Raw genomic sequence first — 26,130 nt, 5'->3', positions numbered from 1 at the left:
ATGGTATTGAAGGTATAGCGCATTGTAAAGAAAAGACTGGGTTTTCTGATTAAAAACAGTGGAGTTCCCGTAAAATAGATTCAAATCTAACTGCAGCAACATATACCTGGGTAGAATAGTGCGTGGCTTTCTTTTCAAACTATGACATTTTGATAACGAAATTCTACTATATATTGCCGATATTTGTTTTTGCCCTTACATTTGTGGCATGAACCAATCAAAAAATAAACTATGGGAATGAACAAAAATACGGTATTGGCTTGGGCTACTTTTATTATGATTGTAATGGGCTGTACTTTGATTGCGCTCGGGGCTTTTCGTTATGACGATGTTGCAGGTTGGGGCTTTGCTTCTGTGGGTATTGGCTTCTTTGCCATTGCTTGGGTTTTTAATGCGCTTAAAGGAAGAGTTTGATTGCCTAATCAGAAAAGAGCGGTATCTTTCAAAATACACTATAAATTATGTCTGAAGATAAAATAATACGGGAACAGTTGGTGAAACATCTGGAAGGTGGAGCGGCCTTTATGCCGATTACCGAAATATTGAAAAAGATTTCCTTTGAAGATATCAATACCAGACCAAATTCATTGCCTTATTCTTTATATGAATTGTTTTTTCACGTTGTTTTTACTCAGAAAGACATAGTTAAATTCACCTGCTCTGAGGATTATACCGAACCAAAATGGCCCGATTTTTATTGGCCAAAGGAAAAACTATGTCGTCATAAGGAAGAATGGGAAACACTGAAGGCAGAATACATTACAGATCGAGACCGTTTAAAAAACTTCTTGTTAAATGTGGAAAATAAACTAACTGAGCCTGTAAAAAACGGAAAGGAAGGGCAAAGCTTACTACGCGAGCTTACGCTTTTAATTGAACATACGGCCTATCATACAGGGCAAATGCTAATTTTAATGAGGCTGATGAACTTGCGCTAACTGTATTTAATTTATGGTTTATAGTTTGGAGCTTAAGCAACTTATTGTTTCCTGTAAATTACACGTATGGCAAGAATATAAAAATTTAAAGATTTAGTCCCGAAACGTCGGGATAGCAAAATGGAAGAGCAAGCTGCAGGTATGTTGAAGAAATATTTTAACATACAGGTATTGATTATACTTTCAGACTTCGGAATCAAATGGAAGGTAATTTAAGATTGATTATGGATAACTGGTAGAAGACTTTGATAGAGATGGCAATACGGAATTTGCTAACTTTCACAGTTATTCAAAAAAATTAGTCGGCTAAATAAAAACTCAAACCTACAGCGCATTCGCTAAAAGCTTGCTTTCCGAAGAAGAATTTAGTAAACGTAAGGAAGAAGTGTACGAATTAGAAAAAAAATAAAATAGGAGCCTTTATAAATTATTTAAAATACTCTGGAATAAAGGGACAAAAGTTAAAGAAAGAGTAGTTTTCAACTAACAATAAATATAAATCATAAACATTCATGTCTGACGATAAAAAAGTAATTTTCTCAATGTCTGGGTTGACAAAAACCTATCAAAATGCTCAGACTCCGGTGCTTAAAAACATCTATTTAAGTTTTTTCTACGGAGCTAAAATTGGTATTCTAGGTCTAAACGGAAGTGGTAAATCTACCTTATTGCGAATCATTGCCGGAGAAGAAAAAAACTATCAGGGCGATGTGGTTTTTGCACCCGGATACTCAGTAGGCTACCTGGAACAAGAACCGAAGCTAGATGAAACCAAAACGGTTCTGGAGGTAGTAAAAGAAGGAGTTCAAGAGGTGGTTGATGTTCTTGACGAATACAACAAAATAAATGATATGTTCGGCCTGCCCGAGGTTTATGAAAACCCGGAGAAGATGGAGGAACTGATGGCAAAACAGGCAAAACTTCAGGATAAAATTGACGCCACCAATGCTTGGGAGCTCGATACAAAACTAGAAATTGCAATGGATGCCTTAAGAACACCAGATCAGGATAAGCTAATTAGCGTTCTTTCTGGAGGTGAAAAAAGAAGAGTAGCGCTTTGTAGGCTTTTGTTAAAAGAACCAGATGTGTTGCTGCTAGATGAGCCAACCAACCACTTAGATGCTGAAAGTGTGCATTGGTTAGAACACCATTTGGCATCTTATAAAGGAACTGTTATAGCCGTTACGCACGACCGTTATTTCTTGGATAATGTAGCCGGTTGGATTCTGGAACTGGATAGAGGGGAAGGCATTCCATGGAAAGGGAATTACTCTTCTTGGCTAGACCAAAAGTCAAAACGTTTGGCACAAGAGCAGAAACAAGCTGGCAAGCGTCAAAAAACATTAGAGCGAGAGCTAGAATGGGTTCGTCAGGGTGCTAAAGGCCGACAAACAAAGCAGAAGGCACGTTTACAGAACTACGACAAATTATTGAGCCAAGATCAAAAGAAATTGGACGAAAAACTGGAAATCTACATCCCCAATGGACCGCGTTTAGGAACCAATGTTATTGAAGCCAGTGGGGTTTCAAAGGCATTTGGAGATAAACTGCTTTATGACGATTTAAACTTTAAATTACCGCAAGCGGGAATTGTTGGTATTATTGGCCCAAACGGTGCGGGTAAAACAACCATTTTCAAAATGATTATGGGCGAGGAAACACCAGATAAAGGTACCTTTGACGTGGGAGAAACTGCAAAAATTGCCTATGTAGATCAATCGCACGCAAATATTGACCCGGAAAAAACAATCTGGCAAAACTTTAGCGATAGCCAAGAACTCATTATGATGGGTGGCAGACAAGTGAATTCACGCGCCTATTTAAGTCGTTTTAACTTTAGCGGAAGCGAGCAGAATAAAAAAGTTTCTATGCTTTCGGGTGGTGAACGAAATAGACTTCATTTGGCAATGACCCTAAAAGAAGAAGGAAACGTACTTTTATTAGATGAGCCTACAAACGATCTGGACGTAAACACGTTACGCGCCTTAGAAGAAGGTCTGGAAAACTTTGCAGGATGTGCCGTTGTTATTAGTCACGACCGTTGGTTCTTAGACAGAATTTGTACCCATATTCTTGCTTTTGAAGGAAATAGTGAGGTCTATTATTTTGAAGGTGGATTCACCGATTATGAAGAGAATAAGAAAAAACGTTTGGGTGGCGACTTGATGCCAAAGCGAATTAAATACAAAAAATTGATACGATAGGTTATGTGGAAAAACATTGTCTTTGTTGCTTTGGTTGTTGGCTTAACTTCTTGTGGAGGTAAAAAAGCTGCCATGGATTCATCAAATGAAAACACAAAAGTTGTTCGCTCCAATTCTGATAATATTAAGTTGGGGAAAAATAAAGTGGTTTCCTATAAAAGCTTAGGAAATGGCGTTGCTTCAATTTCATTGCATCTTTTTGAGAACAATACGTTTAAATTTAATTTTAAAAGTATTCCCCAGCCAGATACCAATGAAAAACCAACTGTTATTTCAGAAAAGGGAACGTATAAAATTGACGGAAATTGGAGCGTTTTAAACTTTAAGAAACCTAACTTCTCATTATCTGCTATTTTTGATAAAAATTATGGAGATGCAACGCAATTTAAAGTGCTTGATGACGATACCGTTAAAATAAATACCACCAAAGGTGTTTTGCCCATTTGGGGTGTGGTTTGTGAAAAGCAATAAGACGCTTTTTTACAGATAACCAAAGCTAATGTTGATAATAAAAAAGCACTGCAATACATTTTTGCGGTGCTTTTTTATATTTTCAAGTATTTGGCCTATGGCTTTTTTACCGCAATTTTAAGATGTGATTGCTAACACTATGATAATAACGAAACCGAATCGCTCACTAAATATGCAATTGCTTTACCCACTTGATTTGGAAAAATTTCTGCTGCAGGAGAGCCTTCACAAATATGAAGGTAGCGGGCGTTTTTGTGTTTTGAAAGTTGCGAAACAAATATCCGGGCTTCGGTAAGTGTGAATCCACTTGGGGTCATGGCGCTACTGCCCATCATTTCAACAGCATCTAGGTCTAGCTCAATGCCAAAGTTTTGATTGCAGCAAAAGCCTTCAGCTTCCTTTAAAGCTTCGGAAAAAGAGGTGTCTTGCTTTACTGAAATAGCTTCAAAAAGATTGAATTTTACACGTTCAGAATTTTTTTCAATCGAACTAAAAACAGCTTCTGAAGTATAGTTACTGTGAAGTCCGAAAATAAAGTATTTATCTAAAAAGCCTTTGTCAAAAGCATATGAAAATCCATTGCCACTATGACGATGCTCCAGGGAACGAAAATCGGTATGTGCATCAAAATTAATGCAGTTTATAGAACTTTCTAAAGCTTCTGAAGTGCCTCTTAGGTTTCCGTAACTGTTGTTGTGGCCTCCACCAATAATTATTGGAAACTTACCGGCTTCTACAATTTTCTTGATGGTTGCTGTAACTTTATGGTCTATTTGGGTAACCAGCTCGCCTAATTCTTCTAAATAATGGTCTTTTTCTTTGGAGAGGTATCCGGCCTGCCGCATTTGAGTATCGCAGTCTATTTCGCCCAACAGAATTACACCTTCAGCATTGGTTAAATGGTTGTATTGAATATTTAGAAAACTTCCCAATGCAGCTTCCCAGGCTTTTGATGTGCCTGGCTTACCGGAGTTTGCCCGAACGCCAATATCTTCGGGAATTCCTAAAAGCACGTATTTGGCTGAATGGTTTTTTAAATCGTCAAGACTTTCAACAAAACTAATCTTTTCGCCGAACTTGATTTCGCCGCCGCGTTTTTTAATATAGGGCGCAACATGTTTTTCAGAATATAGTTTTACAAAGCTCATAACGTTAATTTTAGTAGATTTATCTCACTATTTAAATACACCTTCCCTTGAAAAAAGAGAAGGTATATTTAATCTATAAAGTAGGATTATTTTTTTACTTCTTCGCCATTTATTATTACAGAATCAATCATATTACTACCAAAGGCATAGGGCAAATAACCGTATGATGGTATTGGCTTTGTAATAATTAAATTGGCTTTTTTCCCTTTCGTAACACTTCCGTGAGAGGCGCTAAGACCCATTGCATAAGCTCCGTTTATAGTAGCGGCATTGATAGCCTCTTCAGGCGTAAGCTTCATTTTAATACAGGCTGTTGCAACTACAAAATTCATGTTTCCACTTGGAGTAGAACCCGGATTGTAATCTGTAGCCAAGGCTAAGGGCAATCCAGCATCAATCATTTTTCTGCCGGGTGCGTAGGGAATACTCAAAAAGTAAGAGCAGGAGGGAAGGGCCACGGGCATGGTGTCGCTATGCTGAAGATCGGCTATATCTTTATCGGTCATTACCTCTAAGTGATCTACACTTAATGCGTTGTGCCGTACTGCTGCCTCAATACCGCCAATGCTGTTAAACTGGTTGACATGGACCTTTGGAATGAGGTTGTATTTTTTTCCTTCAGTGAGCATCCGTTCCATATCTGCTACCGAGAAATATCCTTTTTCACAGAAAATATCAACGTAATCGGCAAGTTTTTCCTCAGCTACTTTTGGTAACATTTTGTTGTATAACAGCTCCATATAAGCCTCTTTGTTATCCTTGTATTCGGTGGGAATAGCATGGGCACCCAAAAAACTGGTTTTAATACTTACGGGATATTCCGTAGCAAGTTTTTTGGCAACCCGAAGCATTTTCATTTCGGCTTCTGTAGTAAGGCCATAGCCACTTTTTATTTCAATGGCACCGGTGCCAAGCTGCATCACTTCTTCTAATCTTGTGGCAGACTGCGCATACAAATCCTCTTCAGAAGTTTCTTGAAGTTTTTTCGCACTATTGACAATTCCACCACCTTTTTCGGCAATTTCTTGATAGCTAAGGCCTTTGATTCTATCTACAAATTCCTGCTCCCGATTGCCGGCATACACAATATGCGTATGGCTATCGCACCAAGCAGGAAGTACGGTTTTCCCTGTACAATCCACGGTTTTAAAACCTTCTTGATCAGGCATTTTGTCCATGCTACCGTAATCTTCAATTAGGCCATGATTGATAAAAACCCAGGCGTTTTTAAGGGTTGGCAATTCCTTCATCTCTTCGCCCCTCAGTTTTGATGGACAGTTTTCGCGAACTTGTAACAGCTCTTTTATGTTAGTGAGTAATAGTTTCATTAGTGTATTTTTATTTCTGAAATTAATGTGTTCCCAAAATATAATTTAGCATTCTTCAATTCATTCGGAACTATAAAATATATATCGAGAACGTTTTTATCTATAAAATTGGGTTTTAAATAAATGGTATGAATAATTGGTTTTCGTTTTGTGCCAAAGTTAAGATTAACGGCGCAATCCTTAAAACCGTTGATACTATATTCGTTAAAAGTGTTTTTTATTGAAGGATCATACGTTGCGAAAATAGGTTTTTCAGTATTGTTTGTGGTTAAAAGCTGAAAGCCTTTGCTCCTGAAAAAAGTGGCAAAAAGTGCTTCTGAAACGCTAAATCGTGCCTTAAACCCATCAGACACTAATGAAAGCTTGTTGGGGTCAAACATGGTCTCCTTCCCATCTAAGGAACGCAGCTTAAGCCTAACCTGAACCCTTTTATCATCTTTGCCGGAAAGAATGTTGTATGTTCCTCCAAATTGGACTGAAAAGGCGCCAATTCTTCGGGCTTTTACCATTTTTAAGCTCAGGTTCTCTGATTCAATAACAACTTGACCATAGCTAGAATAACCTACGATAAAAAGCAGTACGATCAGAACCGTTTTTCTCATGCCATAAAGATACTTAAAATGTTAGCAGTTACAGTTTGGACTGTATTTTGAATTGATATGCATCCGTACTGAAAACGAATTTTTTAGAGGAATATAACTAGATCGCTCAAAAGCATGGCGTTACACCGTCTATTATAAAAGTCCATACGTTGTAGAATACAATTTGTTGTGAAGCATTCAAAATATCTTGAAGTATTTTGCCGCCGACTTTCTTATCGCGATTCTCGAAAAATCCATACCTTTAAACTTTTGAAAAACAGAATCTCCATGAAACCAAAATCTAAAGGCCTCAATACTATTTGCACCCATGTTGGCGAGGTAACTGACGAGCAATTTAAAGGTGCCGTTTCGCCTTTGTTTATGTCTAGCAGTTATGCGTTTGAAGATGTTGCTGTAAAGCGGTATCCGCGTTATTTTAACACGCCAAACCAAGAGGCGCTATGTAAGAAAATTGCAATGCTAGAAAAATGTGAGGCCGGATTAATTTTTGGTAGCGGTATGGCAGCGGTAAGTACTACCATGCTTGCCTTTTTACACAAAGGAGACCATGTTGTTTTGCCCCAGACCCTCTACGGCGGAACGTATAACTTTGTTGTGGAGGAGTTTGATAAATTTGGGATAGAATTTTCTTTTGCTGAAGGCTTCTCGGAAACTGATTTTTCTGAAAAGATCAAAAGCAACACCAAAGTGATTTTTGTTGAAACTCCTTCCAACCCGTTGATGCGAATCACCGATTTAAAAATGATTGGAAAGCTCGCAAAGCAACACGGACTGGTATCAATGATTGACAACACTTTTGCTTCTCCCGTAAACCAGACTCCGGCTGATTTTGGAATTGACATTATGATACACAGTGCTACAAAATATATGGGCGGGCATAGTGATATTTGTGCTGGTGCCGTGGCTGCAAGTGAAGCGCATATTAATACCATTTGGAATCTTGGTAAAAACCTTGGTGGAAGTTTAAGTGATTATGCAGTGTGGCTTTTGGAACGCAGCATGAAAACAATGGGCTTACGGGTAAGGGCCCAAAATGAAAACGCAATGAAGATGGCTGATTGGTTAGAAAATCATCCGTTGATAGATAAAGTATATTATCCCGGGCTTACAGACCATCCGGAGCACGAACTCGCTAAAGAACAAATGAAAGGTTTTACTGGAATGTTATCTTTTGAAATAAATGAATCTTTAGATGTCTCTCTTTTTCTCAAGTCCTTAAAATTGATAAAACCATCCATGAGTTTGGCGGGAGTGGAGTCAACGATTCTCTCACCTGCCCAAACCTCACATGGACTTTTATCTCCTGAGGTCCGAAAAGAGCAGGGAATAAGCGATGGTTTGCTTCGTTTTTCCGTAGGAATTGAAGAGCCAGAAGACTTAATAGCCGACTTGCAAGCTGCCTTTAAAAAACTTACCAAAATGGAGAAGAGTTTGAACGATTGAGTAAAGTCAACCCTGAAACTTTTAAGTGAAGTAATAACTTAATTAGAAACACAATACGCACCATGAAAATTGATATACTTGCCATCGGTGCCCATCCAGATGATGTAGAATTAGGATGTGCAGCAACCATTGCCAAAGAGATTAATAACGGAAAAAAAGTGGGGATTCTAGATCTTACCCGTGGAGAGCTAGGTACGCGGGGCACTCCAGAGATACGGGAAGCAGAGGCCTCAAATGCTGCCAAAATTTTGGGCGTTGAATTTCGGCATAACCTTGAGTTTTCAGACGGATTTATAGTGAACAACCCTTCGTCTAAGTTAGAAATCATTAAAATTATAAGAAAATACCGGCCCGATATTGTACTATGCAACGCTATTGACGATAGGCACATAGATCATGGCAATGCAAGTGCTTTGACTAGTGATGCCTGCTTTTTAAGCGGTTTGCAGAAAATAGAAACCATTCTGGAGGGCAATCATCAAAAGGCTTGGCGCCCAAAACATGTGTACCATTATATTCAATGGAAGAATATTGAACCAGATTTTGTGGTAGATGTAACAGGTTTCCTAGATAAAAAACTAGAGGCTGTATTTGCATATAAGAGCCAGTTTCATCAAGAAAAAGCAAACGAGCCCGAAACTCCAATTACTTCAACCAATTTTCGCGATAGTATAACCTACAGAGCGCAAGACCTGGGTAGATTGATTAGTAAAGAGCATGCCGAAGGCTTTACCGCGGAAAGACATGTGGCCGTTGATTCTATTTCCAACTTGATTTAGTCCACTGAAGAAAAAGGGCAAAATCAGAAATTTTTAAAATCTTGTTGATAGGTATTGTGCAACAACAAGAATTGGTTTATATTTGCATCCGCTAACGCGGGTTGTACTTTTAAGAGTGCAAAAATGGTGGTTGTAGCTCAGCTGGTTAGAGCGCTTGATTGTGGTTCAAGAGGTCGCCGGTTCGAAACCGGTCTTCCACCCAAAAATAAAGCCTTCCTTAATAGGGAGGCTTTTTTTGTTGGTGTAGGTTCATATGCAATGCGGATACTGGTTGAGAAGTTCACCTTGATAAAATTTAATTCCTCTAGTGACAGTAGGCTTCAAAATAAGCTACTAAGGTTGATGTATCGGTTGTTACATGTGTTTTATTAAGCTAATAAGGTTACAGGTTGATTGATTGCAAACCTTATTAGTTTAGTGTTTAAGAGTTGATGATTGTATAAACTTTGAGGCTTTTAAATCTCCACAACTCAAAAGTGGGAACTATAGGAGTTTTTCTGTTTTTATCATTTTCAAAAGGCAGGCTGTCTAGACATTTAACCTGAGAAAACTTTATAGCTTTAGTGATAGTACTCAAAATGTGAAATAAGCTAATAAGGTTGATGTACCGGTTGTAACATATGTTTTATTAAGCTAATAAGGTTACAGGTTGATTGAGTGCAAACCTTATTAGCTTAGTGTTTAAGAGTTGATGATTGTGTAAACTTTGAGGCTTTTAAATCTCCACAACTCAAAAGTGGGGACTATAGGAGTTTCTCTGTTTTTATCATTTTCAAAAGGTAGGCTGTCTAGACATTTAACCTGAGAAAACTTTACAGCTTTAGTGATAGTACTCAAAATGAGGAATAAGCTAATAAGTTTGGAGGTGTGAGTAAAAACCTTATTAGCTTAGTAACGAAAAGTAAATAACAGCCTTCTTAAACCTTATTACCTTAGTGTTTATGAGTAGTTGATACTAGTATAAACCTTTGTGGCTTTATAATGTACACAGCCCAGAATTGAGAACTATAGAAGTTAGAAAAATTTACATCTTCTTTTTCATAACTTAAAAACTCCTCAATACGTATTTTGCTTTAGGTTTATCATAGGCTACAGCCTTAAAAAATAGATTCTGAGAGTAGGAATAAGAAAGTCCGTCTTCCATCAAAAACAAAAACCTTTCGTTGCGGAAAGGTTTTGTTTCAATTAAGTATGTTTTTTTAAAAACTAACTTGCTTCGGTGTACTGGCTGCTAATTTTTATTCATCTTTATTCTGTCTTCTCTATTCGCCAGCTCCCATGCCGTTAAAAAGATGAGCTTGGTTCGCTTCTCCAATAAATCATATTCAATTTTATCTGGCGTATCTGTTATTTTGTGATAATCTTCATGAACTCCGTTGAAGTAAAAAATAACTGGAATGTTGTTTTTGGCGAAATTATAATGATCACTTCGGTAGTAAAACCGATTTGGATCGTCGGGGTCGTCAAATTTATAATCTAACGCTAAGTTGATATATTTTTTGTTTACTTCCTCCGAAACATCTTGTAAGTCTTGGCTTAGCATATTGCTTCCTATTAAATATAGGTATTCTGGATTGTCTTTTTTGTCTGGATCAATGCGGCCAATCATGTCAATATTTAGATTACAGACCGTGTTTTCCAGCGGTAACAATGGGTTTTCGGTATAATAGCGCGATCCGTAAAGTCCAATTTCTTCACCAGTTACGTGCAGAAATAAAATAGATCGTTTTGGGCCGTTTCCATCTTTTACAGCTTGTTGAAACGCTTGGGCCATTTCCAGTATTGCAACAGTGCCACTACCGTCATCATCGGCGCCGTTAAAAACATTCCCATCCTTGTCTATCCCCACATGATCTAAATGTGCCGAAACAACAATAATTTCATCTGGTTTTTCAGAACCTTTTATAAATGCGATTACATTCTCAGTTGCCTTTGGATCTTTTCGGCCTTCAAAAAAACTGGCGGGAATATATTGAAAATAATTATCGGTTCCAGGTGCTGGCGCAATGCCTTCTTCTATATAGAAATCGCGAATATAATTGGCGGCCATTTGCTGCCCTTTTGAACCGGTCATTCGGCCTTCCATCTCATCACCGGCATAAACATAAAGGAGGTCCTTCAGCTCTTGTGCCGTAATAGTATTGGAATAGTCAAGATTTGTTTTTTTTGCAGTCTTTAATTTTTGGGTTGAATTACAAGAAAGAATAATTGGAGATAGTAATAAATAAAGTATAAATTTCATAAAATTGATGGTTAAAATTGGTTGAGATTTATTCGAAAGAAATAAGTTCGTAGTCTTTTGAAGTTGAGCCGCTGTCATCGGTCTTCTTATAATTCATAACATGGGTTTTTGTAACGGCATTACCCGCGCGATCTTGTGATTTAATGGTAATCTTTACAATATAAATTAACCCTAATGAGCCTTCTTTTGCTTCAGTTTCCGTTACTTCAATATTTTCATTGTTAAAGCTGGTGCCTTCTGGAAGGTCGAGCTTTTCAATAATATCTTTTTTTGCTAGTTCCCTTACTAATGCATCATTTTTATTTTCTGAAGCACAGGATACAATTAACAAGGTTATTAAAATAAATGCAATCCGTTTCATAGTACTATTTTTGGTTAACGGGTAAAGATATAAGAAGTTAAAGTGCTTAAATGTAAAAATTTTGTGAAAAATAGATTTTGTACAGAGTCTTGGAAATTTATAGAAGATACAATCCTTATATTTGCTAAAAACTGAAACAATGAAGGTAGAACAAATTTATACGGGATGTCTGTCCCAGGGAGCTTATTATATTGAAAGTAATGGAGAAGCTGCTATTATTGACCCGCTACGTGAAACCAAACCTTATTTGGAACGTGCCAAAAGAGACAACGCAAGAATTAAATATATTTTTGAAACTCATTTTCATGCCGATTTTGTGAGTGGGCACATTAGTTTGGCTGAACAAACGGGAGCCTCTATTGTGTATGGACCAAATGCCAACCCTAGTTTTGAAGTCTTGCTTGCCAAAGATCAAGAGGTGTACCAATTGGGCGATGTTACGATTACCGCCATTCACACGCCTGGCCATACCATGGAGAGTACTACCTATTTATTAAAGGATGAAAACGGAAAGGATTATGCTATTTTCAGTGGCGATACGCTCTTTTTAGGCGATGTAGGCCGCCCTGATCTGGCCCAAAAAGGAAATGAAATTACACAGGAAGATCTTGCTGGAATTTTATTTGATAGTCTTCGCAATAAAATTATGCCATTGGCTGATGATGTAATTGTTTATCCTGCACACGGTGCTGGTTCTGCCTGCGGAAAAAATATGATGAAGGAGACCGTTGATACCTTAGGAAACCAAAAGAAAATGAATTATGCCCTTCGTGCCGACATGACACGAGAAGAATTTATAAAAGAAGTTACCGAAGGTCTTGCGCCACCCCCGCTGTATTTTCCTATGAATGTGAAAATGAACCGAGAAGGCTACGCACCTATTGACGAGGTGATTGCCCATGGAACCCGTGCATTAGATCCTGAAGCTTTTGAAGGAATTGCAAATGAAACCGGAGCTATAGTTTTGGATGTTCGCAATCAAATTGAATTTATAGACGGCCACATTCCACGCTCTATTTTTATAGGCTTGGATGGTGGATTTGCACCGTGGGTAGGTGCATTGCTGGTAGATGTAAATCAGAAAATTCTATTGGTGGTTTCTCCAGGTAGGGAAGAAGAAGCGGTAACGCGACTCTCCCGAGTTGGCTTTGACAGAACTTTAGGGTATCTGCAGGGCGGTATTGAGGCCTGGAAGGAAGCAGGGAAAGAGATTGATGTTTTGGAATCTGTAGATGCTGAGACCTTAAAAGAAAGAATGGAGGAGAACGCTCCCGTAGTTGACGTTCGTAATGATGGTGAATATTCCAACAGCCATATCCCAAGTGCGGTTCATGCGCCACTTAGCAATTTAAACGACCATATAAACGAATTTCCAAAAAATGAGAAGTTTTATATACACTGTGCTGGCGGGTACCGATCTGTTATTGCAGCCTCAATATTAAAGAGTCGCGGTATTCACAATGTCGCTGATGTTGCAGGTGGTTTTAATGCAATTAAAAAAACTGCTATTCCAGTTTCATAGGTCTATAAAGTTTATTACTATTGAAAATTTATGGACAAGAAAGAAAAAGATTTAAAGAAGGAAAAGCAAAGTAAAAAAGAGTAAGCCATTAATAAAAGTGCTACTCAGGGGTAAGGACATAAACCATCAAGTAAAAGATAGACAGGAATAACACCAACCCAGAGATACCGCATAAAGCAATAATTAGACAAGATGAACCTCATAAGATTTTAAATTTTATGAGGTTTTTTTGTTATTAAAAACGTACACCATTTAATTTGTCGCAGCTAAGGAGTGCTTATTATAGTAAGGAAAATGGTTAGCCGTATTTTGTAGCTTAAGAATTATTTGCGTTCCTAGCGGTTTGCCATTAGAGTCTTTTTTATCCACAACCTCATAGCTAATCTCCCCATTAAAAGTTTTATTGTAAAGTGCAATACGTTCTTTAATTAGCGTCATACCCATACTTTTATAGGCTTTGGTGCTATTGTTTTTCGTCTTATTTTTTCTTCCTGCGCCATTATCATCAATAATAACTTGGGTTAAATCTTCTTTATGATGAATGTTGATTTTTAAAATTTTTTCTTCACGCGGACTTCCCATTAACCCGTGCCAGATAGCATTCTCAAGAAAGGGTTGCAGTAGCAAAGGCGGGATAAGGACGTCTTCTATTTCTGGCGTATCATCCATTTCAATGTGAAACTTAAAATCTTTTGCAAATCGGTTTTCTTCTAGCATAAGGTAGTGTTCCGCTAGTTCAATTTCCTCTTGCAAAGGAATAACCTGCTGTTTTGATGTTTCTAGTACCATTCTGGTGTAATGGCTAAAAATTTCAAGATATTGGATGGCTTTTGAATTCTGCTTGCTTTGTATAAGATAGTTAATAGCATTGAGGCAGTTAAATAAAAAATGTGGGTTTAACCGAAGGCGCGACACAAGAATTTCGGCCTGAGCGAGGTTGCGCTCATAAATGGTATTCATTTTTTCCTTTTCAGCTTGACTTATACGTTGATTGGTAAGCTTTTTAGTGCGGTAGTTCCTGTATTGTAAGAAAAATATGATGAGGATTGCCCCTAAGCCAATTGCTAAAAATATTGCAATAATCTGTCTGCGCTCCAATTGTTCTTGTTGTGTGTTTAAAACTGCTTGTTGCAAAGCCTTGTCTTTTTCCAGAAATTGAATTTGATTCTCCTTTTTTACCAAATTATATTCCTGGGTAAGTGCTTCTATTTTTACGTTTTGCTCATTTAACTTGATACTGTCCTTATAAGCTTGGGATAATTTGGCGTAGGATAAAGCCGCTTTATAATCGTTGTTTTGCTCTGATAGTTCTGAGAGTTTATAGGCATTTGTACGAATTAATTCTAAATCGTTCAGTTGCTTGGAAAGACTCAATGATCGCTGGTAATATTCTTTTGCCTCGACAAAATTATCTTTTTTAAGGTATGTATCTCCTAAGTAAATGAGTACTTCGGCTTGTCTGTGTTTGTTGTCGAGCAATTTGAATTCCGCAATCGATTTTTGAAAATAGGAAACGGCCTTATCCAAGTATTTTCCTTCTTTTAAATGCGAAATCCCTATATACTCGTAAGTAATAGCCAGCCCAAATAGATCGTTTCTTTTTTTGTTTAGACCAAGCAGTTTTTCAAAATAGGTATGTGCGGTTCTGTACGCCCCTTTACTAGTGTAATAATCGCCAATGGAAAGATAATTCATAGCAACACCCAATTGATTTCCTGTTTTTTCTTGTACCGCAAGAGAACGTTTAAAATAAGGTAAGGCCTCATTTTGGCGGTCTGGCATATTGCTCAAGGCATTACCGATACCATTGGTGGAAATCGCAATGTTTTTTAAATCATTTTCTTCCTCTGCGATTTTTAAGGCTTGCATATAATATAAAACCGAAGTGTCATAATTATGATTATACCGGGCCGCAACACCAGCATTATTTGCAAAAATCATTTTGTAAAGCGGTTTTGTGTCTTTATGTTTTATACCCTCAAATGCCTTTGTGTGCAAGGCTAGTGCTTGATTGTATTGTTGATGATACCTATAAAGCAAGCCTAGGTTATCTAATGCCAGTGCATAAAGTACCGTGTCGTTTAATTGAAGCGCTCTGTTTACTGCCTCTTGGGCATGCCTATACTCGATTTCAGCGTTGTGCTCTCTTCTATGAATCTCTTTCGCCAAGCTTATTTCACGAATAACCTTTAACGAATCATTTGGAGCTTCCTCAAAGGAAGTTTTTAGGCTATCGATTTTAGATACAGATTGGGCTGATAAAACAGGGTTAAAAAGAATCAGAAGTAGTAACAAAAGAGTTGCCTTGGCAAAGTTTTGCATTTTCTTTGTGGAAAAAATACAGAAATGTAGGTTTGCTTTCAATCTTGAGGTATGTTAGGTCCTTTGGGGAAGTTTTAAAGTTATAGATATGCTTAGAAACTACCAAAGAGATTTTTGAACTGATTGCGTTTTAACTAACCAGACTACAATTTTCTTTAATTCTTAAATAATAAGCCTATTAATTTAAAATTTTAACAACCTTGGGGACACCTGTTGAAGCTTTTTCAGAAAAAACCGAAACCTTTTTAGTTTCAGAAATAGACGGCTTGGGGTCAACAAAGTAAATATGGGCATCTTCTTTTGCATATTGAATTAATCCCGCGGCTGGATATACCTGCATGGAAGTTCCTACCACTATAATAGCATCTGCCTCTTCAACCACCTTGGCGGCCACTTCAATCATGGGCACCATCTCGCCAAACCAAACAATATGTGGTCGTAGTTGATGGTTATGCTCGCAAAAATCGCCTAGATTTAGATCCTTTTTCCAGTCTAGCACCAAGCTTTCATCAAACGTACTCCGCACTTTTAAAAGTTCGCCATGAAGATGGATTACGTTCGTACTGCCTGCGCGCTCATGGAGGTCATCTACATTTTGGGTAATAATGCTAACCTCATGATTTTTTTCAAGGGCGGCCAAGGCTTTATGTGCTTCATTGGGAAAAACCGTTAACAGCTGTCTTCTGCGTTGGTTATAAAATTCGAGCACGGCGACGGGATTTTTTTGAAATCCTTCGGGCGAGGCAACTTCCATTACGTCGTGCCCTTCCCAAAGACCATCACTGTCCCTAAATGTTTTTATTCCGCTCTCTGCACTTACTCCGGCACCGGTTAAAACCGTTATCTTCAAAATCTTGCTATTTAAAATGTTGTTGTTTAACTAAGTTATTCAAAAATATGGATTTATAAATCCCCGATAAAACAATTACTTTTATATTAGCAGAATTAAAATCGAAATCGGTTAAATAGCCTATCAACCCAATAACATATTCAACCTTGGACACTGAACTATTAAAATATTTGGAAACTTATATAACCCAGAATAGAAAAGAACGCTTTCAAAAAGTGCTTTCTGAACGAACGCGACATTTTACAGTGGTAACCGAAGATGTTTACCAGCTTCACAATACCAGTGCCGTAATGCGAACTTGTGATGTTTTTGGAATTCAAGACCTGCATGTAGTAGAAGAGAAAGTAAGCAAACGGATTGATAAGGAAATTGCTATGGGCGCCCAGAAATGGGTGAATTTTAATAGGTATAACACTATAAAAGACTGTATTAACACCTTAAAAAACGATGGGTATCAAATTATAGCAACCACGCCGCACAATGACGCTACAATGCTTCACGAATTTGATATTACAAAGAAAAGTGCCTTTTTCTTCGGAAAGGAAAGCGAAGGATTAAGCGATACGGTTATAGATGCTGCAGACGGATTTCTAAAAATCCCTATGTATGGGTTTACTGAAAGTTTAAATATTTCAGTTTCTGCAGCGATTATTTTGCAAAGTGTAGTTACAAGGCTAAAGCAAAGTGATATAGCGTGGCAGCTTTCCGAAGAGGAAATCCCTGCAATTGAAATGGAGTGGATTAAAAGCACGGTTAAAGCTTCCGATGAAATTATTGAAAGATATTATTCTGAAAAATCAAAATAAAAATTTAAAAGTTCAGCATCTCACATCTCACATCTCACATCTCACATCTAAAAAAATGAAACTCGTCTTCGCCACCCACAACAACAATAAATTTACCGAAGTAAAAGCCATGCTGCCGTCACATATTGAACTGCTCAGCCTTACCGATATTGGCTGTAATGAAGATATTGCTGAAACAGCAGATACCATTGAAGGAAATGCTATTTTAAAAGCAAACTATGTTCGTGACAATTACAAGCTCGATTGCTTTGCAGACGATACTGGCTTGGAAGTGAAATCGCTAAATAATGAGCCTGGAGTTTACAGCGCGAGATATGCGGGAGAGTCGAATAATTCGCAGGCCAATATGGAAAAACTCTTAAAAAATCTTGAAGGTAAGAAAGACCGTTCGGCAAGATTTAAAACTGCCATTGCATTGTCAATGAACCATGCTGAAGTTATGTTTTTAGGAATTTGTGAAGGCGAAATAACCGAAAAGCCTCGAGGGGATTCAGGTTTTGGTTACGACCCTATTTTTCAACCCAAAGGCTTCGATAAAACCTTTGCGGAGATGACGCTGCAGCAGAAAAGTAAAATCGGCCACCGTGGGAAGGCAATGCGACAGTTAATTGAATACCTATCTAAGTGATTTACGGTAAGTAAAAGTTTAGTATAATAGAATAAAATACGCTACCTTAGAAGCTTACGTTCTTAAAGCTATAGCAATGCGGACTTATTTTTCTATTTTTTTATGTTTTTTATGCGTAGTAGCCTCAGCCTAGTTTGGACCGCAGCAAGTTATTACTACGGAGGCTATTGGAGTTGAGCTGGTTATTGCGGTAGATATTGATGGCGACGGTGATATGGACATTGCCTCGGCCTCTCGGGGAAGCGATACCTTAGCTTGGCAGGAAAACTTGGATGGGAATGGTACTTTTGGGCCTCAGCAAATGATTACAACTTCATTAGATCAAACCGTTTATGTTGCTACTGCAGATCTTGACGGGGATGGAGATATGGATATTTTGGGAATATCGGGTTTTGGAGATTTAATAGTTTGGTTCGAAAATTTAGACCGATTAGGTAGCTTTAGTTCTCAGCGGATTATTGATGCCTCCACTATTTTGCCGAGTGAAATCATTACGGCCGATTTGGATGGTGACGGTGATGAGGATGTTGTAGTTTGCTCTATTGGGGAAAATGCAATTATATGGTTCGAAAATACCAACGGTCTAGGGGATTTTGGTCCAAAACAGACTATTACCAATTCTGCTTTATCTGGACGTTCAGTTTATGCGGCAGATCTGGATGGAGATCTGGATATCGATCTTTTGGCAACCTCTTCAGGAAACAAACGTTTGTATTGGTATGAGAATTTGGATGGCCTTGGAACTTTTGGCCCGGACCAACTTATTGTAGAAACATTGGATTATGGAGGGTTTGTTTCGGTTTTTGCCATAGATATTGATGGCGATAGTGATAATGATGTGCTTGCAGCGGAGTTTGGAGGAAATACCCTATCTTGGTTTGAAAACACGAACGGGTTAGGTGCTTTTGGCCCACAGCAAATCATTACTTCTACTCTTATTACACCTTATATGATATTTTCGATAGATTTAGATAATGATGGAGATCTAGATGTGCTTTCTGCCTCTGGAACCGATGACAAAGTAATTTGGTATGAAAACACCGATGGTTTGGGAACTTTTAGTACGGAAAAAGTTATTACAACGCTTACAGACAACCCACGTTCTGTTTATGCTGCCGATATTGATAATGATGGGGACAACGACGTGCTCTCGGCATCTATTGCAGATTATAAAATTGCATGGTACGAGAACTTCACCTTATTAAATATATCAGAATACCCCTCCATAGATATAGCCGTTTACCCTAATCCGGTAACTGATATTTTAAATATTACTTCACCTCTTGTTATTTATAGCGTTGAAATTTATACTATTATAGGTCAACTTATTGAACGTAATTCTTATAATCAACAGTCGGTAACTTTTGATTATAGCCAGTATGCTTCCGGAATATATATAATGAAAGTTGTTTCCGAAGAAAATTCACAGATAGTTAAAATTGTGAAGAAATAGTAACACTATTCCTTGGGTGAATTAAACGATAACTCCCACTTTTTTTGAAATTTCTACATGCTATTTTCTTTGCGCTCAGCAAGCGAAATAATCTGTAATTGTATGCCGTAAATCACATTTAAAACACTACTTTTGCACCCTCTAAAAAATATAGGTTTAAAAAAATCCTGTTTTAGGGAAAAATCCTCAGGGTGAGGGGTGTTATGGTGAAGCTGTCCGTTTTTTTTATATGTCCAGTCGCTTCCTTCTAGCACGCATATAAAAAATTATTTTTTAAAAAAATGACAGCATTTAAAGCACTCGGCTTAGAAGATCATCTTCTAAAAGCCATTACCGACATGGGTTTTGAAACTCCTTCGGAAGTACAAGAAAAAGCAATTCCAATCCTTTTAGATCGCGAAACCGACATGGTTTCCTTAGCGCAAACAGGAACGGGGAAAACTGCAGCATTTGGTTTCCCGATGTTACAGAAAATTGATGTAAATAGTCGTACAACACAAGGTCTTATCCTTTCGCCAACGCGCGAGCTTTGCCTTCAAATTACTAATGAAATGGTGGCCTATGGTAAATATATGCCAGGGCTGAACGTAACCGCAGTTTACGGTGGCGCCAGTATAACCGATCAGGCGCGGCAGATTAAAAGAGGAGCACAGATTATAGTTGCCACTCCGGGCCGAATGAAAGATATGATTGGTCGTGGGCTGATTGATATTTCGAAAATTGAGTACTGTGTACTTGATGAGGCCGATGAAATGCTCAACATGGGCTTTTATGAAGACATCACTGAGATTCTTTCGCATTCCCCAAAAGATAAAAGCACTTGGCTTTTTAGCGCAACCATGCCTAAGGAGGTTTCTGCAATTGCCAAGAAATTTATGCATACGCCCGTAGAAGTTACTGTGGGAACAAAAAATGTGGGCTCAGATCAGGTTTCGCACGAGTATTATTTGGTGAATGCGAGAGATCGGTACAACGCCCTTAAACGCTTGGCTGATGCAAACCCAGATATTTTCTCTGTTATCTTCTGTAGAACAAAACGCGATACACAGAAAGTGGCTGAGCGGCTTATTGAAGATGGCTACAATGCTGCGGCAATCCATGGAGATTTAAGCCAGAACCAACGAGATTTGGTAATGAAATCTTTCCGAAATCGTCAAATTCAAATGTTGGTAGCCACAGATGTTGCTGCCCGCGGTATTGATGTGGACAATATTACCCACGTTATAAACTATCAACTACCAGACGAGCCAGAAATATATACCCACCGTAGTGGTCGTACCGGACGTGCTGGAAATACTGGAATTTCCATCGTTATTGTTTCAAAAAGTGAGGTTCGAAAAATAAAGAGAATTGAAAAAATAATCCAGAAAAAATTTCTAGCAAAGGAAATTCCTTCCGGAATGGAGATTTGCGAAGTGCAGATGTTCCACTTGGCAAACAGTATAAAAAACACTGAAATCAACCCTGAAATTAATCCGTACCTCCCTAATATCAATGAGGTTTTGGAAGGTTTTACAAAGGAAGAACTTGTCAAAAAAGTGTTTTCCGTAGAGTTTACACGCTTTTTAAACTATTACAAAGGCAGTAAAGATTTGAACCTTTCTGCAGATCGTGCCTATTCTGACGATTCGGATAGCGTAAGATACTTCCTTAACGTTGGGGGCAAAGACGACTTTGATTGGATGAGCTTAAAAGATTTTCTTCGCGATTTATTACAGCTTGAAAAAGACGACGTTTATAAGGTTGATGTAAAGGACAGTTTCTCCTTTTTTAATACCGATACCAAGCACCAGGAGTTGGTAATGAGTGTTTTTAAAGACTTTAAGCTTGATGGCCGACAGATTAATGTTGAAATATCTAAAGAAAGCGGAGGTCGCGGCGGAAATAAAAGAAGAGGCGGCGGCGGACGCGATCGTGGCAAAAAACGAGGCTCACGAACTGAAGGCCGTGGAAAAAGACGAAGTGGCGATGATAATTCCGGTTTTAAAGGAAAAAGCCGTAGAAGAAAACCGCGTCCAGACGCCAAAGGCACAGGAGGCAGACGCAGAAGAAAGGGATAGCCAACTGAGCAGTCTAAAATTTATGGTTTGCTGGTTATAACCATGGTAGAAGTTTAGAAAGTATATCTAAAAATTTACTGGACTATAGCTGACGCGCCAGAAGTTCTTAAAACTTTCGTTTAAGTTTTAAGTCTATATAAGTATCTTTACGAGTCTCAAGTATTTGAGGCTCGTATTTGTTTAATGCTTATGATAAATTTCGATTTTCTAGCGGAACATATCTTGGAAAATGACCGGGTTCGGTTACGCCCAATGGTGCAGGAAGATTTTGAACTACTGCAGCATTTCGCCCTATATGAGCCTGAAATTTGGAAATACGCCCAACAACCCGCAAACAACCTTGAGAATTTAAGAGCTTATATAGATTTTGCCTTGGCTGAAAGAAAGGCCAAAGCTGCCTATCCGTTTGTGATATTTGATAAAAAGAAACAAAAAGTTGCTGGCAGCACCCGCTTTTACGACTTTCATAAAAGACATAATACACTGCAGTTGGGTTATACCTGGTACGGAAAGGAGTTTCAGGGTTCAGGGCTCAATAAACAATGTAAATTGGCTTTGCTTGAGTTTGCTTTCGAAAAACTTGAGATGGCTCGTGTAGAGTTACGAGCAGATGCCAACAATGCACGGAGCATCGCTGCTATGAAGAGTATTGGCTGCACGGTTGAAGGTGTTTTGCGAAGTAATTGTGCTGCACCCTACGGCAGAAGAGATAGTATTGTGCTGAGCATTTTAAAAGATGAATGGTTTGACCAGGTTAAAAAAGAATTAAAAGCTAAAATTGAAAACGAAAGGTGAATTTTATAGCGATATAATTTTTCAGTATTTTAAATCATTAGTGTCCGATTAAAAGAGTGAGAAAATTTGTTGAGTCACAGATAATAGGCAATTAGAATATTTTTTATTTAATGACAGCATGCTATTATACTTAGCATCAAAATTTATTAATTAAAAAGTATGTTTAATCAATTTTATCTAGTTTTCAATCTATTAAAAAGCAAGTCTTACGTCTTTCAGCGCAGCGGTCTTATATCTTAGTCGGATACGACTAATTTTAAATAGTGTTCCATGTGGGTTAGTATTTTTTCTCTAAGAAGAAATTCGAACTGGAAATTGTGGTAAATTAAAATATTATGCGTTCTTTAAGAGGGAGCGACAAAAAAATTGATTAAGATTGCCTTCTGTAATACTGGCAGACAATCCCCCTAAATTGTTATGAAGAAATACATACTACTAATTGCACTTCTTTTTATCGCAGCAAATTCTTTCGCTCAAGACGAAGCATCAATCAAAGGAGTGGTTATGAACGATGCAAATGACGATCTACTGGAAAACGTAAATATCGTTAACCTAAATCAGGTAAAAGGTACTACTACTAATGAAAAAGGTGAGTTTGCCATAAAGGCGGCGGTAAACGATACGCTTTATTTTTCATATTTAGGGTTTAAATCGCTTCGGGTTAGGGTAACGAACGACTGGCTTCGGTTTGGCGATATTAAAGTAAAAATGACCGAACTTGGTATCGCTTTAGAAGAAGTGGTAATCAGACCCGTTGAGCTTACAGGTTATGTTGAAATAGATGCCAAACTTATACCAATTTATGATAATTACCGATATCGAATTTCGGGGTTGAGTACTGGTTATGAAGGCGGAAGCAATCAGCCAGGAGCCGTTAGTAAGGTCTTGAACTCTATTTTCAATCCGGCAGACTTCCTGTATAATGTCTTCGGGAAGCGGCCCAAACAGATGAAAAAACTTCGCCAAATGAAGGAGAGCGACGAAATAAGAAACCTGCTTCAAAGTAAATTTGATCGGGAAACCCTAATGGCAGTGCTTCAGCTTGAACGTGTAGATATTGATGAAATATTGAACAAATGCAGTTATTCCAAAGACTTCATTCGCACGGCAAACGACTTGCAAATTCTTGACGCCATCAGTGGTTGTTATGAAGAATATAAGGTTTTAAACCGCGGTAAATAATTCTGAAGCAATTCAATCTCTCGGTTTGTATTTTTATACCTTGATATCACAACTTTAAAGTGGTAATCTAGATGTATTCGCAACAGTAGAAACAGCATGAATTATGAAAGAAATTATCGATAAGCAACGCAATTTTTTCAACACTCAGGCTACAAAAGATATTCATTTTAGACGAAGCCAACTCAAAGTCCTGGAAAAGGCCTTAAAGCAAAACGAGGCATTACTTCACGAAGCAATTTACAAGGATTTTAAAAAATCGGAGTTTGATAATTACAGCACGGAGCTTTCCTTGCTTTACAAAGACATAAAGGAAGCCCGAAAAATGATTTTTAAGTGGGCGCGTAATGAAAAGGTTTCCACTGGCGTCCTAAACTTCCCTGCTTCCAGCTACATTGTTCCAGAACCGCTTGGTGTCTGTTTGGTTATTGGAGCATGGAATTATCCTTACCAGCTTTCTTTTGCACCTGCCATTGCAGCAATAGCCGCAGGAAACACTGTTGTATTAAAACCTAGCGAATTACCCACCCATACCGCAGCCGCAATAGCCAAAATAGTCAAAGAAAATTTCGATCCTGCTTTTTTTACGGTTATAGAAGGTGGGGTAGAAGAAACCCAAGCACTTTTAAAGCAAAAGTTCGATAAAATATTTTTTACCGGAAGTACCAAGGTCGGAAAAATTGTATATAAAGCAGCCGCTGAAAACCTTACCCCAGTAACCTTAGAGCTGGGTGGGAAAAGTCCTGCCATATTTACGGAAAGTTGCGATCTAAAGATTTCGGTAAAGCGAATAGTTTGGGGAAAGTTCCTGAATGCGGGACAAACTTGCATTGCGCCAGACTATATTCTGGTTCATAAAAGTATGGAACAGAAATTTCTGAAACAGGCTAAACAGGAAGTAACAGATCAGCATTTTGCCTTTGAAAATGATAACTATTTACAAATTATCAACGATGCCAACTTTCAACGTCTCACGAAAATGCTTCAACCGGAAAAAATATTTTACGGAGGTGGAACCAATAAAGAAACTCGATATATTGAGCCAACAATTATGCATAATGTAGGTTTTGAAGATCCTGTTATGCAGGAGGAGATTTTTGGTCCAATACTTCCTGTAATTACCTACGAAACCTTGGATGAGGCGATCGCGAAAGTAAACAGTCTTCCGAAGCCTTTATCCTGCTATCTGTTTACAAAAAGCAAATCGGTAAAAAAGAAAGTTATAAAAGAAATTTCCTTTGGCGGTGGGGCCATTAACGAAACCGTGATGCACATTACCAACGCTAACCTTCCTTTTGGAGGTGTTGGAAAAAGCGGCATAGGTAATTATCACGGCGAGGCAGGTTTTAAGGCTTTTACGCATTATAAAAGCGTGATGGATAAACCCACATGGCTAGACCCGTCTATTCGTTATTATCCGCATACCCCATTCCGGTTAAAATTGATGCGGTGGTTTTTAAGGTTGTAAAACAAGAACTTTTAATTACATAATTAGACTTCGGCCAAAAACAGATTTTCACTATCTTGCCCAAAAAATAAATAGCATCAATACAGTTTATTTGATATGAAAAAAATAGCAATGGCCATCGGTTTGGGCTTACTGAGTTTATCTTGCGCCTCTAAAAAAGATAATATTATTGCAATTGACGTACTGCTAACGCCTTCGGAAGAAATGAACGCGCACGCTATTCAACTTAATGAATTGATAAAGCAAAACAATCCTGAAACTATTTCACTAGATAAAAACCACATTCCGCATATAACCCTGTTGCAAGCTTATATAAAGAAAAGCGATTTGCAAAAAGTGCGAAGGTTATTGCACGGCCTGTATGATGACATTAAAGATGAAAATTTGAAGGCTAAAAGTATTTCGTACAATAAAGAGGAGAAAGAAAGTTTTGCTATGATTACAATTGAAAAGAGTGAGCAGCTTTTGAATCTTCACAAAAAAACAATAGACTTGGTAAAACCCTTTATGGTTGATCAGGGCACTGAAAATTCATTTGTGCAAAACCCAGACGGAAGTGCAATTAGCGAATCTACGGTAAGTTATGTTTCCGAATTTGTGGAAAAACACAGCTATGAAAATTTTGATCCACATATTAGTTTGGGCGTCGCGGATACAGTAGTGCTAGACAGTTTAACTAAAAATGTATTTAAGCCAATGTCTTTTAAAGCGCCAAGTATAAGCCTGTATAAATTAGGCGATCACGGAACCGCACAGAAACCACTTTGGAGGTCTGAGTAGGCTGAAAATGGATCCAATAAAAAAGCACGTAAAAAGTTCACGTGCTTTTTTTGTATAATTTTTGTAACGATTTTAAAGCTTTTCAAGAGCGGTTTTAATTTGGGTATCACCTTCTAAAATCTCGAACGTCTTATTTTTTGCAACTGAGTCATCTAATGACGCTACTAATGTTTCGGCAACATCTTGGCGTGGTATTTCACCGCGTTTATTTAATTTGTTTTCCAACTGGATTTTTCCGTTTCCATCATTATTAGTTAAAGCTCCTGGCCGAATAATGGAAAATAATGGCATCTCGGCTTTTTTCAGATGCTCATCGGCATTGTGTTTAGCTTTTAAATAGTCCTTTAAGTCTATAGCTACCTCCGGACTATCAGCGCCCATAGAGCTCAGCATCACGAATTTTTTTACATTTTCCTTTTTTGAAGCGTCTATAAGTTTTTTAGCACCTTCTTGATCTACGTCATAGACGTTTTTTCCACCAGAACCGGCTGCAAAAATCACCTTGTCCATTCCTTTTGGGGCTTCGTTTACATCTTGCTCCAGATCTGCAAGTAGTGTTTTTACGTTATTATTTTCAAACTCCTGTACTTGCTCTTTTTTCCGAACCATTGCAATAGGTTCATAGGTGTTCGATTCTTTTAAAATTGAAATTATCTTTTTTCCTGTGGTGCCGTGCGCACCTGCTACTAATACTTTTTCCATGGTTTTAAGATACAACGGAGTATAGGTTTAAAACAAGTATTTGGCAATC

23 protein-coding genes and 1 tRNA gene are annotated in these 26,130 nt (G+C 38.0%); 16 read left to right on the top strand and 8 right to left on the bottom strand.

Annotation, left to right across the window (positions count from 1 at the left end; translation table 11 throughout):
• The first annotated feature begins 231 nt into the window (after positions 1-231).
• The 4 genes from QPK98_RS05975 (at position 232) to QPK98_RS05960 (ending at position 3,613) form a co-directional block, all read left to right on the top strand.
• The gene (locus QPK98_RS05975; protein WP_310992166.1) at positions 232-414 is read left to right on the top strand and encodes a CAL67264 family membrane protein; all 183 of its coding nucleotides are present in this window, start codon (positions 232-234) and stop codon (positions 412-414) included.
• Between the two features lie 47 nt (positions 415-461).
• A complete protein-coding gene (locus tag QPK98_RS05970; RefSeq protein ID WP_310992165.1) occupies positions 462-938 on the top strand; it encodes a DinB family protein in 477 nt (158 codons plus the stop codon).
• 512 nt (positions 939-1,450) lie between these two features.
• Positions 1,451-3,142: an energy-dependent translational throttle protein EttA gene (gene ettA, locus QPK98_RS05965; protein ID WP_310992164.1), complete on the top strand. Its 1,692-nt coding sequence runs from the start codon at positions 1,451-1,453 to the stop codon at positions 3,140-3,142.
• Between the two features lie 3 nt (positions 3,143-3,145).
• Positions 3,146-3,613, top strand: a complete 468-nt coding sequence (locus tag QPK98_RS05960) for a hypothetical protein (RefSeq protein WP_310992162.1) — start codon at positions 3,146-3,148, stop codon at positions 3,611-3,613.
• Positions 3,614-3,750: 137 nt separating this feature from the next.
• Here the strand turns inward: QPK98_RS05960 and QPK98_RS05955 are convergent, their stop codons facing one another.
• The 3 genes from QPK98_RS05955 to QPK98_RS05945 form a co-directional block, all read right to left on the bottom strand.
• The gene (locus tag QPK98_RS05955) at positions 3,751-4,761 is read right to left on the bottom strand and encodes a formimidoylglutamase (protein WP_310992161.1); all 1,011 of its coding nucleotides are present in this window, start codon (positions 4,759-4,761) and stop codon (positions 3,751-3,753) included.
• An 86-nt stretch (positions 4,762-4,847) separates the two neighbouring features.
• Positions 4,848-6,089, bottom strand: coding sequence for an imidazolonepropionase (hutI, locus tag QPK98_RS05950; protein ID WP_310992160.1), 1,242 nt, complete (start codon positions 6,087-6,089; stop codon positions 4,848-4,850).
• Positions 6,089-6,691, bottom strand: a complete 603-nt coding sequence (locus QPK98_RS05945; protein ID WP_310992159.1) for a hypothetical protein — start codon at positions 6,689-6,691, stop codon at positions 6,089-6,091. The genes hutI and QPK98_RS05945 overlap by 1 nt, the downstream gene beginning before the upstream one ends.
• 267 nt (positions 6,692-6,958) lie before the next feature.
• On the opposite strand from QPK98_RS05945, the gene QPK98_RS05940 reads away from it, so the two are divergent.
• From QPK98_RS05940 to QPK98_RS05930, 3 genes are all read left to right on the top strand, one after another.
• The gene (locus QPK98_RS05940; RefSeq protein ID WP_310992158.1) at positions 6,959-8,134 is read left to right on the top strand and encodes a trans-sulfuration enzyme family protein; all 1,176 of its coding nucleotides are present in this window, start codon (positions 6,959-6,961) and stop codon (positions 8,132-8,134) included.
• Between the two features lie 62 nt (positions 8,135-8,196).
• The gene (gene bshB1 / locus QPK98_RS05935; RefSeq protein ID WP_310992157.1) at positions 8,197-8,913 is read left to right on the top strand and encodes a bacillithiol biosynthesis deacetylase BshB1; all 717 of its coding nucleotides are present in this window, start codon (positions 8,197-8,199) and stop codon (positions 8,911-8,913) included.
• A gap of 125 nt (positions 8,914-9,038) precedes the next feature.
• Positions 9,039-9,114: transfer RNA gene (locus QPK98_RS05930), tRNA-His, on the top strand.
• 1,030 nt (positions 9,115-10,144) lie between these two features.
• Here QPK98_RS05930 and QPK98_RS05925 read toward each other — a convergent pair.
• Together QPK98_RS05925 and QPK98_RS05920 are read right to left on the bottom strand one after the other, a co-directional pair.
• Complete coding sequence (locus tag QPK98_RS05925; protein ID WP_310992155.1) at positions 10,145-11,155, bottom strand: M28 family metallopeptidase; 1,011 nt, start codon at positions 11,153-11,155, stop codon at positions 10,145-10,147.
• A gap of 28 nt (positions 11,156-11,183) precedes the next feature.
• The gene (locus tag QPK98_RS05920) at positions 11,184-11,516 is read right to left on the bottom strand and encodes a hypothetical protein (RefSeq protein WP_310992153.1); all 333 of its coding nucleotides are present in this window, start codon (positions 11,514-11,516) and stop codon (positions 11,184-11,186) included.
• Between the two features lie 139 nt (positions 11,517-11,655).
• Between QPK98_RS05920 and QPK98_RS05915 the strand changes: the two genes are divergently transcribed.
• On the top strand, positions 11,656-13,038 hold the full coding sequence (locus QPK98_RS05915) for an MBL fold metallo-hydrolase (RefSeq protein ID WP_310992152.1): 1,383 nt from the start codon (positions 11,656-11,658) through the stop codon (positions 13,036-13,038).
• Positions 13,039-13,290: 252 nt separating this feature from the next.
• Here QPK98_RS05915 and QPK98_RS05910 read toward each other — a convergent pair whose 3' ends face one another.
• Positions 13,291-15,360 carry a tetratricopeptide repeat-containing sensor histidine kinase gene (locus QPK98_RS05910; RefSeq protein ID WP_310992151.1) on the bottom strand — a complete coding sequence of 690 codons (2,070 nt, stop codon included), beginning with the start codon at positions 15,358-15,360 and terminating at the stop codon, positions 13,291-13,293.
• A 178-nt stretch (positions 15,361-15,538) separates the two neighbouring features.
• Complete coding sequence (locus QPK98_RS05905; protein WP_310992437.1) at positions 15,539-16,213, bottom strand: SIR2 family NAD-dependent protein deacylase; 675 nt, start codon at positions 16,211-16,213, stop codon at positions 15,539-15,541.
• A 143-nt stretch (positions 16,214-16,356) separates the two neighbouring features.
• Here QPK98_RS05905 and QPK98_RS05900 point away from each other — a divergent pair, with 143 nt between their 5' ends.
• From QPK98_RS05900 to QPK98_RS05865, 8 genes are all read left to right on the top strand, one after another.
• On the top strand, positions 16,357-17,016 hold the full coding sequence (locus QPK98_RS05900) for a TrmH family RNA methyltransferase (RefSeq protein ID WP_310992150.1): 660 nt from the start codon (positions 16,357-16,359) through the stop codon (positions 17,014-17,016).
• Positions 17,017-17,071: 55 nt separating this feature from the next.
• Entirely contained in the window at positions 17,072-17,644 is a 573-nt protein-coding gene (locus QPK98_RS05895; protein WP_310992149.1) for a non-canonical purine NTP diphosphatase, read from the top strand.
• 151 nt (positions 17,645-17,795) lie between these two features.
• On the top strand, positions 17,796-19,097 hold the full coding sequence (locus QPK98_RS05890; protein WP_310992436.1) for a T9SS type A sorting domain-containing protein: 1,302 nt from the start codon (positions 17,796-17,798) through the stop codon (positions 19,095-19,097).
• 281 nt (positions 19,098-19,378) lie between these two features.
• Complete coding sequence (locus QPK98_RS05885; RefSeq protein WP_310992148.1) at positions 19,379-21,157, top strand: DEAD/DEAH box helicase; 1,779 nt, start codon at positions 19,379-19,381, stop codon at positions 21,155-21,157.
• A 189-nt stretch (positions 21,158-21,346) separates the two neighbouring features.
• A complete protein-coding gene (locus QPK98_RS05880; protein ID WP_310992147.1) occupies positions 21,347-21,952 on the top strand; it encodes a GNAT family N-acetyltransferase in 606 nt (201 codons plus the stop codon).
• A gap of 417 nt (positions 21,953-22,369) precedes the next feature.
• Positions 22,370-23,134 carry a carboxypeptidase-like regulatory domain-containing protein gene (locus QPK98_RS05875; RefSeq protein WP_310992146.1) on the top strand — a complete coding sequence of 255 codons (765 nt, stop codon included), beginning with the start codon at positions 22,370-22,372 and terminating at the stop codon, positions 23,132-23,134.
• Positions 23,135-23,237: 103 nt separating this feature from the next.
• The gene (locus tag QPK98_RS05870; protein WP_310992145.1) at positions 23,238-24,599 is read left to right on the top strand and encodes an aldehyde dehydrogenase; all 1,362 of its coding nucleotides are present in this window, start codon (positions 23,238-23,240) and stop codon (positions 24,597-24,599) included.
• A gap of 96 nt (positions 24,600-24,695) precedes the next feature.
• On the top strand, positions 24,696-25,379 hold the full coding sequence (locus tag QPK98_RS05865; protein WP_310992144.1) for a hypothetical protein: 684 nt from the start codon (positions 24,696-24,698) through the stop codon (positions 25,377-25,379).
• Positions 25,380-25,451: 72 nt separating this feature from the next.
• Here the strand turns inward: QPK98_RS05865 and QPK98_RS05860 are convergent, their stop codons facing one another.
• Positions 25,452-26,081: an SDR family oxidoreductase gene (locus tag QPK98_RS05860; RefSeq protein ID WP_310992143.1), complete on the bottom strand. Its 630-nt coding sequence runs from the start codon at positions 26,079-26,081 to the stop codon at positions 25,452-25,454.
• Between the last annotated feature and the right edge of the window lie 49 nt (positions 26,082-26,130).

The organism is Aequorivita marina (assembly GCF_031631895.2).
GTDB lineage: Bacteria > Bacteroidota > Bacteroidia > Flavobacteriales > Flavobacteriaceae > Aequorivita > Aequorivita marina.
The sequence above is the reverse complement of the archived record's forward strand: the minus strand, read 5'-3'. Positions and strand labels throughout refer to the sequence as shown.